Genomic DNA, 12,757 nt, shown 5'->3' with positions numbered 1-12,757 from the left:
AATTGAAGTTGCTTTATGCCGAAGGCCACTGACGACTACTTCGGCGCATGAAATGTAACTTCATTTCGAGGGATTTCTGAAGTGTCTCTGACGCGCCGTTGTTTACCAGTCTACCGGTAGCAGAATCAGGCCTCGATCGAACGTGAAATGCGCGCAGCTAAGTTAACTACGAGATATCAGTATCTGCAAAGGAGGGCTGCCCAGCCTTGTCAAACTCAGAGCATCGCGGCCTCCTAAATTCGATCTTTTGAACCCCAATTTGTTAATAGCCGGAACTGTCACAGAACAGTTGTTGCAAGTCGTTTTCCACCCGAGTATCGTGTCAACTCAAAATCTAAAAGAGGGTTGGAAAATGGGAGTTAAGAGAACTGCACCTAAGCGCAGGAGGCTGTCGCGCATCTGCGTGCGCCCCCAAAGCAAGCATCAACAACGGCTCTTCGCCGATGGATTTGTTGTCCCTGTCGTCGAGCATCGATTGAACGATGGCATCGATTCGTCGAGACCGCCCATCGGCCTCTCTCCAATGCGAGCGTGATTGCCTCAGCCACGAGCTGATGCGTGATCTGGCGTGAAAAGCCGCAGCTCGTTCACGTCAATTTTTCTACAGCCAGCGCGCCAGCTTTCCCGCGCATGCTGCCTTTCCTTTTCAGGTTTCGATAGCGCCTGACCGCCACCCTTGTCGCCATTCAAAACCGCTCGAACGAGGCGGGAGAGGCTCACGGGAATTCGATGCTGCTTTCCTCGCAGCCAATTGTTTTCAGGGAGTTTTCAATGTCGTCCAAGTCTTTTCGCGCCCGCGCCGGCGCAGCCCTGCTGCGTTCGGCCAACGCCGTCAGTTGCAACTCGGCAAGCCAAACCGAGCCACCGGCTTCGAATTGGAAAATCGAAACCCTCGAACCGAGACTTCTAATGTCGGCGGACTTGGCCCCCGGAGTGCACACCCTGGAAGGAGCCATCGATCAGCCCGGCGAGCAGGACAGCTTCGAATTCGTGGTGACGGAAAAATCCCGCTTTCTTTTCGACGGTGTTCGGGGTGACGAAATCCAGTGGCAACTGAAGGGAAGCAACACCTCCGACCAATTCGACTATCGCCCCCTTACCTCGACAGGCGATCGATTTCTGGAGCTTGATCCGGGTACCTATACCCTGACCGTCGACGGCATCAACGACAAGACCGGAACCTACGCATTCCGGCTCATGGGCGTCGAAGCCGCGCGCCCCCTGACATTCGGCGACAGCACGAAGGGCGTCTTGGCAGCGGGCGCGCAAGCGGCGATGTACAGCGTCCAACTCGAAGCGGGCGACCGTCTTTACTTCCAGCCGGAAAGTGGCAACGGCAGCGGCGGCTGGACGTTGTTCGATCCAGATGCTGCGACTGTCTGGGGCAGGAACAGTCTGCAGGTCGACAGCGGACCTTTCATTGCTCAGCGTGCAGGAACCTTCTGGATGTCGGTGGAAGGACAGAGCGGCGCAACGTCGAGCGTCGACTACGGCTTCACCATGTACAAGCATGCCGCACGCAGCGAGGCGCTCGTACTGGGACGGACCTACACGGCAGCACTCGATGGCCCTGGCGACGCCGCCAGTTATTCCTTTGAAGTGGACCGCGCCACACAGGTGCAATGGGATCAGCTCTCGGCCTCTCTGAGCAACGTCAACTGGGTGATCGCCGATGCGAAGACCGGCAACACGATTACCAGCGGCACACTGAGTACGCAAGACGGCGTGCAGAGCCCTGTGCGACTCGCCGCGGGAAGCTACGTTCTGCGCGTCGAAGGCACGTGGCAGGGCCAGGGTAGCGCATCGTTCCGCTTGCTGACGGCCAGCCAGGCGGCCGAAGGCAATTCCGAGGTCCAGGCGTCTCCCGAGGGCAGCCTGGGAGGTCAGGTGGTGCGGGTCGATGCGACGTCACCCGGCACGCTATCCCTGGCGCATGCACCGCAGAAGGATGCTACCGGGGCACCACCCGATGCACAGTGGTTCATTACCGACGGCAACGGCGTACGGCTGGGCAACGGCAGGTTGAGTTCCGGGCAGATAGCGACGGTCGCATTGCCCCGTGCGGCCAGCTACTACCTGTGGACCAATACCGCATTGAGCGGAGGCCGGCCAGGTGTCCTGCGCGTGGCGCAATGGTCCGATGAGGCGCCGACACCCGTCGCTGTAGACCAGGTCACGCCGAAGACTCTGAGCAGCAACTTGCGGCACAGCGGCCAGACCCTGGTCCACGACATCACGGTGAGCGAGGGCGGCGTATGGGCCTTCGAGCCGACGCAGTTCGTCGAGGGAGCACAGTGGCGCCTTGTCGGCCCGCGTGGCACTGAATTCGACTGGACGGCGCTTTCCACGAGCCGGGGCGCGTCTGCTGCTATGCGTTACCTCGCTCCGGGAGCATATCGACTCGAAGTGCGCGCCGCGGGGCTCGGTACGGGCGTTGTTTCCACTTCGGTGACGCCCTTCGGGCCTGCCACCACGCTCGTACCAGGCACGGCCTCGAATGCTGTTTCGAATCTAGCGGTGGGCGCATCGGCGCTGCTGCGTGCCGACTCAAAGCGGTACGACGATTTCAGGCTTGCCTTCTCGGCCAACAACGCCGACTTCCTGGTCCATTCTTACGACGCGTATGGCCGCGCGTTGACAGTAAGCGCCGCAGGCGCGTTCTCGGCCGGACAGGCCAGCGGCGCGGTATTCATGCGCATCACGCGGCTGAGCCGCTCCAACGAAACGCCTGTCGAACTCAGCCTGACGCGCACTCCCGGCCAGGCTGCCGGGCTGGGCGACGTACCCGACACGATGAAGGCGCAAACCACCATTGTTAAAACGATCGAGCCGGGCGTCGAAGTCAATGACACCAACGAGGAAGGCGGCATCCCGACCTATCGCTTCACACAAGCCGCGGATGGCTGGATGGCGCTCCAATGGCAGAGGGGCAACTGGACCAACTGGAAGCTCGTTGGCCCGCGTGGCATCGAAGCCGATGGCGCCATCCGCGAAATCTTCTCCAGCGATCGCAGCCGCACTTGGTCGGCTCCGGTACGCTGGCTGCCAGCCGGCGAATACACGATTGAACTAACGGGCGGCACTGGCGCGGCACGTTTCACGGTGAGCAATGCGGCTCAAGCGATGCCGCTTGCCGTCGACACCCCGGTGGCGGTCGACCTCGCATCGACGGATGCCTATGCAGCGTTCGATGTAGTGCTCGACGCCGAGGTCAACACCTACCTGCGCGGACTGGCCGGCGCGGGTGACGACAACTGGTATCGGTTGTACGACGCTGGCGGGGTGCTGGTGTCCCAGGGCAACCCGGCCACTGCTGCGCCGACCGCACTCAGCGTGCCGCGCGATGGCCACTACCTCTTGATGGTAGCGCGCAACACCTTCGCCGCGGGCGGCGATGCACTGCGCTTCGACTTGCCCACTACGCCGAAGGCAGCGCAGGCAATCGCCATCGGCGACACGATCAGCGGCCGGTTCGTGACCAGCTACGAGGCGCGAGACTTCATCTTCGATGTCAACACTGCGTCGCACCTGGTCCTGACGCAGAACGGCAGCACCGGTCATGCCAAGACCTACCAGATTCTCGATGCAAGCGGCAATGCGATCGAAAAGCTCGCTGCCTACGGGGGCAGCGCATGGGGATTGGCAACTGGCCGATACACCCTGCGCGTGAGTCTCAACGAGTACTACAGGACACCCGGCCTGGACGACACGTTCGACCTGACGCTGGCTGCAATCAACGCTCCGCGCTCGCTCGACACCGTGAGCAGCACATCACTGAAAGTGAGCGACGGGATAGCAGACGGTGTGCTCAAGATCGATCTCGAGGCCGGCCAATCCTACCGGCTCAACGCTGCGGCACCTTTGGACTACTACTCGTCCATACGCGCGCGCGTGTTCGATCCCAGCGGGAATCTGGTGGTGCACTCGATCATGGGGGGTGGATGGTGGTCGACACAAGGAGACATCAAGATTGCCGCCTCTCAGACTGGCACCTACACGGTCGTTCTTGGAGCCTGGGACTCGTCCAAAGGCTTGACTGGAAACTATGCTTTCAAGCTTCGGCAGGCAAGCCTCACGACGACCGCCCTGCCGTTGGAGGGAGAGACAAGCGGCTCGCTCAAACTTTCCATCGACGAGGCACGCTACTCCTTCACGCTCACGCAACCCACTAGGGTCTGGCTGAGCGTTTCGGGCGACAACTACAACGCAAGCCTGGTGCGGACGGACTCGATCGGCAATGGCACCGTCATTGGATCGACGAACATCGTCAATGGCGGTTTGATGCGCGTCGTCGAACTGCCGCCGGGCAGCTATGAGGTACGCCTGCTGCCCACACGAGACGATCCGGGCAGCTACCGTGTGACGATCAACGATGTGTCAAAGCTTTCCACGCTTGCGCTTGGCACCACGGCAAGCACTTCAGTCGCGCAAAGCCGGTGGGCGACAGCCTGGGCCTACGACGGAACCGCTGGGCAGAAGCTGTTGGTCGATCCACGCACAACGACGGCTGCCTACGGTTACTGGGAGCTCGTCGGCCCCAGTGGCGAACGCGTTGCCTCGGGCAACCAATACGGTTCCGACGCCACGCTCCAGCGCGTAACGCTGCCGGAGACCGGTCGCTATGTGCTTCATCTGCAAGGACCAGGCTCGATCTCCGCCCCGCGTACTTCCACGATCCTGCTTCGCGAATTCAGCGAGCCCACGACGCCCTTTGCCCTAGGCAACCAAGTCAACGCGACCATCGCCGCTCTGGGCAATATCGACCGCTACAGCTTCACTTTGCCCGAAGACACCACGATCGTGCTCGACCCCCAAGGCGGCGCCGCGAATTTGGTGCTTCGGGGCGCGACCGGCAGAGAGCTGGACCTGGGGCTCCACCGCGTGGAGAACTTCTACACACGTCGCCTTGCGGCCGGCAGCTACACCATCGACGTCACGCCGCAGAACATAGCTACGACGCCCAACTACGGGTTCAAGCTCGCTAAGCTTCAGGACATGGCGGTCGTACATGGCCAAGCCACCCAACTCAGCGGCGACATGCCTGCCGGTCGAAACCTGGCGGTCCACGCGTTCGACGTCATCGCCGGGCGCGAATACAGCTTGGCATTCACTGCCCCGACAGCCAATCCCGATCACTTCCTTTACGCAGTGGTCGATGCGTCGGGCAGGACGGTCACTGGAACTACTTGGACACAGAGCCCTGCTGTGAACTTCACGGCCCAACAGAGTGGCCCATTGTTCCTCGTCGCCAAGCAGTACTACAACGCAACGTCACCCGTGCATTTCGAGACGACGCTGCGGCAACCTTCCAGGTCAAGCCAGGAGCTGTCTTGGGACGCGCCCATGGCGGCTTCGCTCGCCACACACAGCGACGTACAGGACTACCGATTCACGATGGCAAAGGGAGGCTGGCTGGAGCTGCAGGATATCGCCACCTCGGCGGGTCAGGCGGCGCTGCAGGTGATGGCCTCCAGCGGAAGGGTTTTTTCCTCAGGCAGCTACGGCACTGATGCGGGCCAAGTCCAGCGGGTGTACCTTTCTCCAGGGCAGTATGTGGTGCGCGCCACCGGCGCAATAGACAGCACGACTGTCGCGCTCCAGTTCACTGCGCGCCAAGTTCCCGAGGCGCACCGCCTCGATCGGCTCGCCACCACCCCTAATGCACTTGAGGAAGACACTGGCAGCCAAACGCTCGGGCTATGGACCCTGGGCGCCGCGGCAGGGGATCATCTGCGCCTGAAGACCACGGCCTGGAGCGGAACTGGAACGGTCCAGGTCCTGAACCCCGCAGGCACTTGGCTGGCAACGTGGGACCCGGGCTCCGATGCTCCGCTGGACCTCGACCTGAGTATCGCAGGCACATACCTGCTGCGCGTCGAGCGTGCAGCGCAAGGTGGCTCCGTTGGCAGCAACGCCTACCGCATCGAAGCCTCCTGGGCTACGGCTGCCACGTTCGATCCCGACGCAAGCACCGTTTCCGCGGCGGGCACGCTGGAAGAATACGGAAAGCGGAACTACTCCTTCGAAGTCTCGGAGCCTGGGCTGTGGTATCTGGACCGCAACAGCAACCTTCTCGATTGGGATTCGTTCTATTACAACACCGCACGCGTGTTTGATGCCAACGGTACTCAGGTCGTCATCGGATGGGACCGGGCCATTTGGCTGAAACCCGGCAGGTACACATTGGAGATCACCTCCGACCCCTACGCCACGACTTATGACTTCTCGTGGCGCCGACTAGATACGGCATCGCTCATCAGCTACGGCCAGTCGACCACCAGTGCAGCGGCTTCTGATTTCCTGGAGCGCAGCTATCGCATCGAAGCCGCGGCGGGCGAGAAGATCCGCTTCAAGGCGCTGGCGACCACTGGCAAGAGCGTGCCGGATTGGGCGTTGTTTGACGGCTTGGGCCAAAAGCTGACCGAATGGACCACGGCCAACAACGACGGCGATGAGATCGCCATTGCGTCCGGCGGCCCGATATATCTAGTCTTCGACTACGTGAAGTACGACTACGGCATAGACCTGAATAGCGCCGTGACATTCCAGGTCGACAAGGTCACGAATGCGCAGCCGCTGGAATTAGTGCTGGGACAAGCCGTCTCGGGAACGCTCGATCCGCAGCATCGGTCGCGCAGCTACACCTTCACGCTCAACGAACCGAAGACGCTGCAGTTCGACCGCTTGAATGCGAGTGTCGGTGGCGATGGCGACTCTTCACGATGGCATCTGAGTGGCCCGTACGGCACCAGCATTGTCAGCGGCGAGTACTTGCCTCTTGGCACCAGCGAGCCCTACACGCGCGTTCTCACGCTCTCGCCCGGCGTCTATCGGCTCGACGTATCGAAGACGTCGCTGACAACCTCCACCTACGCCTTCCGCCTGCTCGACCAAAGCACTGCGGTGCCGCTCGCCAGCGGCCAGGTGGTGGAAGGCCGCGTCGAACCTTCGGGCGAAATGATCGCCTACAGCATCGATGCCGACGCCGGCGACCGCCTCTTCGTCGATTTCCGCGACCTCACGGCGCGGACCTATGCCTACGACCCCGTCGTCGGGCAGTACCGCTACAACTACACCGGCGGTGTGCGCATCGTCGACCCCTATGGCCGCGACGTCACGAGCGCCGCCCTGGGTGATGCGGAAGCCGTGGCCACCGTGTCGGGCCGCTACACCGTGCTGCTGGACGGCTACTACGCTGCCGACACTGCAGCCGCCTACCGCATGGTGGTGTTCGTCAACAAGCCCGGCCAGCCGCGGGTGATCGACCTGAACTCGACCGTCACGGCCATGGACCTCGCAGTCCAGGGAGTCGCGGTAACCCCCGCCGTGGCAGGCGCCGCGATTGCATCGGGAACACCGATCAATGTGAGCTGGCGCACCACCAACCAGGGCATCAGCACCACGCTGGGCGACTTCAGCGAACGCGTGATCGTGCGGCGCGCGTCCACCGGCGAAGTGATCGCCCAGCTGAACTTGCCCTACACCGAGGCCGATGCGGCCAACGGCCCGCTGCTCCCGGGCCAGTCGATCGTGCGATCCGCGGTGCTCAGGCTCCCGGACGGTCCGGCGGGCGCAGGCGATCTGACGGTAACCGTCGAAACCGATGCGGACGACACGCAAGCGGAAGGCAGAAGCGCGGAAGAGAACAACCGCGCGTCCACGAATTTCTCGAGCACGCTGGCAGCCTATGCGAACCTGCAGCTTGCCGATCTCGCCATCGAGCCCACCGGCAACTGGACAGCGGGGCAGGAAGTCACGGTGCGCTGGAACACGCGCAACGGCGGCAACCTCGCCGCGACCGGCGGATGGACCGAGCGGCTCGAACTGCTAAACCAGTCCACGGGCGTGATGGTGGTCAACATCGGTCAGATCCTGACGGCCCAGGACATCGCCCCGGGCGAATCGGCAGCGCGCAGCGCCACCTTCAACTGGCCTACCGGCCTCAACGCCATCGGCAACTACCGGCTGCGTGTGGTGGTGGACGCGCTGTCCGAAATCCCGGAATACGACGCGAGCGGCTCCCTGGAGACCGACAACATGGTGCAGCAGGCGGTCACCGTCGGCCCCGACCTCATCGCTCGCAACGTGCGCCTGCAGCAGTCTTCGGCACAAGCCGGCGACACCGTCACGCTCCTGTGGGAGGACATGAACCAGGGCAGCGTGCCGACGCCCACGAACTACCAGGATCGCATCGTCATCCGCCAGCGCAATGCCGATGGCAGCCCGGGGACGATCGTGTTGAACAGCTCGGTGGCCTTCGCCGGATCGGCGGCACTGCCGCTGGCTCCGGGGGAGGCGCGTGCGCGTTCGTTCACTTTCAATCTGCCAGACGGTCTCTTGGGAACAGGCACGTTCGACGTGGTCGTGAGCGTCGACAGCGCGACGACCGGCGCCGGTGTTCTCTTCGAGACCAACGCGGTCGGGAACGCAGAGACCAACAACGACGCAGATGGCAGCTTCAACACCACGATGCGCCTCTACGCGGATCTCTCCGTGACCAATCTGGCGGTGCCGCCCAGCGCCGAATCCGGCGGGAGCGTGAGTGTGACCTGGACGGTCGCCAACGTCGGCGCCGCAGATGCCCAGGGGCCGTGGGTCGACCGGATCGTGCTGAGCGCCGACTCGGTGATCGGCAACGCCGACGACGTGGTGCTGGCCAATGTCACTCGCAGCGACGCACTGCCCGTCGGCGGCAGCTATGTGGGCAACGCCACCGTGCGTATTCCGACGCGCCTCGAGGGCACCTACCGCATTGCCGTGGTCAGCGACGCCAACGCCAGCGTGCGGGAGCCAGATACGCGGGCCGACAACCGCCGCATCTCCGGGACGGTGAATGTCATCCAGACCTACGCCGACCTTACGCCGAGCATCACCGTACTGCCTGCTGAAATCTTCGCGGGACGCGACGCACGCGTGGAGTGGTCGGTCCGGAACAACGGGACGGTGGCCACCGACGTTAGCCGGTGGACCGACGTCGTGTACCTCTCGACCACGCCTGCGCTGACCTCGAACGCGGTGCAGGTCGGATCCATCACGCATGTCGGCGCGCTGGAGGTCGGTGCGAGCTACGGCACCGGCATGGACGTGCAGATTCCACGCAATCTGTCGGGCCCGATGTATTTCATCGTCAAGACGGATGCTTTCAACCTGGTCTACGAGCTGGGACGCACTACAAACAACGCGGCCGTGGCCAGCAAGCCTCTCAACGTGCAGGCCGAGCCCCAGCCTAACCTCGTGGTCGAAAACCTCGGTGCGCCTGCCACCTGGCAGGTCGGTCAGACCGTGCAGGTGAGCTACACGGTGCGCAACATGGGCAACGACCGCGTCGCTTCATACACCAGGGAGCTCGTGCGTCTGGTCGATGCAGACGGTGTCAAAGCGCCCGTGGTTCTGGCCGACTGGGACAACTGGGCCTCGCGCACGCTCGAGCCCAACGGCAGCTTCTCGCGCAATCTGCGCATCGACGTGCCAACCCTGGCGACGGGAGCATGGCGGCTCGAGGTACTGGCCGACAGCGGCAACTACGTCAGCGAGTCCGTCGAAACGGACAACACGGCGAGCACCACGGTTGAAGTAGTCAGCCCCGACCTCGTCGTCGGGCAACTGAGCACGATCGGCTTGCTGCAGGGAGGCGAGGCGATCACATTGCGATGGAACGTCACAAACGGCGGCACGGCCGTCGCGAGCAATGTGCGCGATGTCGTCTACCTGTCGCGCGATGGCGTCGTGGGCACGGGCGACATCAAGCTGGGCGAAGTACTGCACGCCAGCGTGGACGCAAGCGCGAGCGCGGCGGGCGAGCTCGCCTTCACGCTGCCGGTGGATCTCGAGGGCGAGTGGCGACTGGTCGTCGTCACCGACTCGGCTAACGCCAACAACGAGAACGGCGCTGGCGAGGACAACAACGTGCAGAGCCTGGGCGTGAGCATTGCGCGCGACTTCCATGCCGACCTCGCCGTGACGGCGGTGCATGCACCGACGCGCGTCATCGACGATCCTGCCAGCGCGACCATCGAATGGACCGTGTCCAACCTGGGCACCGGCGTCGGCCGCACGCTGAGCTGGACAGACCGGATCATCTACACCACCAACGACGTCATAGGCGACGGCGACGACATCGTGCTCGGGAACGTCGTGCATGAAGGAGGCCTTGCCGCCGGCTCGAGCTACACGAAGAGCCTCGACTACCGCTTCGGTCCGAACTTCAGCCGTCGCGGCACCGTCGTGGTGCGTAGCGATGCCACCGGCGCCGTCTGGGAAAACGCGCAGGAAGCCAACAACCAGCGCGCCGCAGCGCAGCCGATGGACGTCATGCCCATCCCCTACGCCGACCTGCGCGTGGAAGCGGTCGGCACGCCGAGCGACGCCTTCAGCGGCCGCACCATCGTTGCCCAGTGGACCGTCGCCAACCGCGGTATCGGCATCACCAACAGCGGTTCGTGGTCGGATCGCGTATGGCTCAGCAGTAATGCCGACGGCACCGGCGCGCGCCATGAACTGGGCTCGGCCGGCCATCTGGGTCAGATGGCCGCCGGAGACAAGTACAACCGTGGCATCCAGGTCACCCTGCCAGAAGGCATCTCGGGCACCTGGTATCTCAACGTCGCCACCGGCGGACCGTTCGAGTTCATCTACACCGACAACAACATGGGCAGCTCGCTCGCAGTGCCGGTCCAGCTGTCTGCCTCGCCCGACCTGGTGGTGGAAAGCGTCAGCAGCCCGGAGACTACCAGCGAAGGCGCCCTGGTCGACCTGACCTGGACCGTGCTCAACAAAGGCGAAGCGCGCGCCAGCGGGCAGTGGCAGGACACCGTGCTGCTGGTGGCGCCATCGGGCGGCACCGTGGTGCTGGGCAACTTCACCTACGACCGCGGACTCGACGCAGGCCTGCGCTACACCCGTACGGAGCAGCTGCGCCTGCCCGCCAAGATCGAAGGTGGCTATCGGTTGCGCGTAGTCACCAACAGCATGCTGGGGACCAGCGGCGCCCAGCAGGTCTACGAGCACGGCGCGGCTCGCACCAACAACACGACCACCGCGACTCAGTCGATGGACGTCAGGCTCAACAAGCGTGCAGACCTGCGTGTCGGGACGATCACCGTGTCCGACCGGGTAACGGCCGGCACCAGTACAGCCGTGCGCTTCACCGTGGCCAACATGGGGCCCGAGGCGACCTCAGGACAGTGGACGGACTACATCTACCTGTCGCTCGACGGCATGCTGGACGCCAGTGACCTGCTGGTCGGCCGCGCCGACAGCGGCGCCGCGTTGGCGCCGAGCGAGAGCTACGCCACCGAATCGGCAACAGTCGAGGTCATCAAGGAAGGGCAGGCCCCGAAGCTGTTGACCATCGACATACCGATCCGCTATCGCGGGGATGCATACATCATCGTCGTGGCCGACGGCAACAACCGGATCGACGAATACCCCAACGAGACCAACAATGCCAAGGCCCAGCGGGTGTACATCGATCCCGTGCCTTTGGCCGATCTGGTGACGAGCAATGTCGTTGCACCCGACCAGGCGGTGCATGGCGGGACCGTCGAGGTCCGCTACAAGGTCACGAACAAGGGCTCCGCCACCACGCGCGGCGAGACTGCCGCGGTCAACAGCTGGACGGACACCGTCTGGCTCACCACGGACAAGCGCCGTCCCTCGCCGGGCAAGGGCGACATCCGCCTCGGCCAGGTCACCCACACGGGCCAGCTCGCCGTGGGCGAGGACTACCTGGGCGCGCTGAACGTGCAGATTCCCGAAGGTACGCGCTCTGGACAGTATTACCTGATGGTCTGGAGCGATACCTACGACGCGATCCTCGAGGACACGCTGGCCTCCAACATCAATCCCGACGATGCGGGACAGGTCGACAACAACAACTACCAGGGGCAGGCCGTCAAGGTGCTGGGCATCACGCCGCCCGACCTTGCCGTCGTGCAAGTGGCGGGCACACCTTCAGTCACCGCCGCGGGCGACTACAGCTTCAGCTACACGGTGCAGAACCGCGGCGACGCCTTCAATGGCAGTTGGACCGACAGGGTCTGGGTCAGCGACAGCGCCGACCTGAGCACGGCCAGGGTCAAGTGGCTGCTGGGCTCCTACGAACAGAAGCGCAGCCTGGGGCAGGGCGAGAGCTACACCACCGCACAGACACTGTCTCTGGCGCCATCGATCAGCGGCGGTTTCATCGCGATCGAGTCGGACGCATTCTCGAACGTCGCCGAGTTCGATGAAACCAACAACCGCCGCTCGGCAGTCTCCGTCGTGGACAACCGGCCTGCGGACCTGCGCGTGACAAGCGTGACGACCGAGCCTGAAAACTTCTCCGGCGAAGAGACGCTCGTCACATGGACCGTGACGAACTTCGGTGCCGACGTCTGGTCGGGCACGCGCGGGTGGATCGACAACATCTACATCAGCGCCGATCCGGAATTCATCGCCAGCCGCGCAACGCAGATCGGATCCACGGTTCACGTCAACATCACGCCGCTCGCCAGCGGCGCGAGTTACAGCGCGAGCGCCCGCGTACGGCTGCCGGTCGGCGCCGAAGGCAAGTACTACATCTACATCGTCGCCGATGGCCTGCATCCGGCGGACTCGCTCACACCGCATTTCGGGGAAGCGTCGCAGAAGCTGGCACAGAACGAAGCGCTGGCCGGCGATCCGATCACCAACGCTGCCGCGCGCGACGCCCTATACGCCACCTCGGCCTTCGAAGGCCTGCGCAACGACAACAACCTGGCGCAGGGCACGCTCAACA

2 protein-coding genes (1 of these 2 only partly in view) are annotated in these 12,757 nt (G+C 63.6%); one reads left to right on the top strand and one right to left on the bottom strand.

What is annotated here, in order from left to right; translation table 11 throughout:
- Positions 1-540: 540 nt before the first annotated feature.
- Positions 541-720: a hypothetical protein gene (locus tag ACAM57_RS32085; protein WP_369660241.1), complete on the bottom strand. Its 180-nt coding sequence runs from the start codon at positions 718-720 to the stop codon at positions 541-543.
- Between the two features lie 51 nt (positions 721-771).
- On the opposite strand from ACAM57_RS32085, the gene ACAM57_RS32080 reads away from it, so the two are divergent.
- On the top strand, positions 772-12,757 hold the 5' end (the start) of the coding sequence (locus ACAM57_RS32080; RefSeq protein WP_369660240.1) for a CARDB domain-containing protein. 22,442 nt of this gene lie beyond the right edge of the window; 11,986 of the gene's 34,428 nt are visible here — the first part of the coding sequence; it begins with the start codon at positions 772-774; the stop codon falls past the right edge of the window.

The organism is Variovorax sp. V15 (genome assembly GCF_041154425.1).
In the GTDB taxonomy this organism is placed as follows: Bacteria; Pseudomonadota; Gammaproteobacteria; order Burkholderiales; family Burkholderiaceae_C; genus Variovorax; species Variovorax guangxiensis.
Note: the sequence above shows the minus strand (reverse complement) of the source record. Positions and strands in the feature narration are given on the sequence as shown.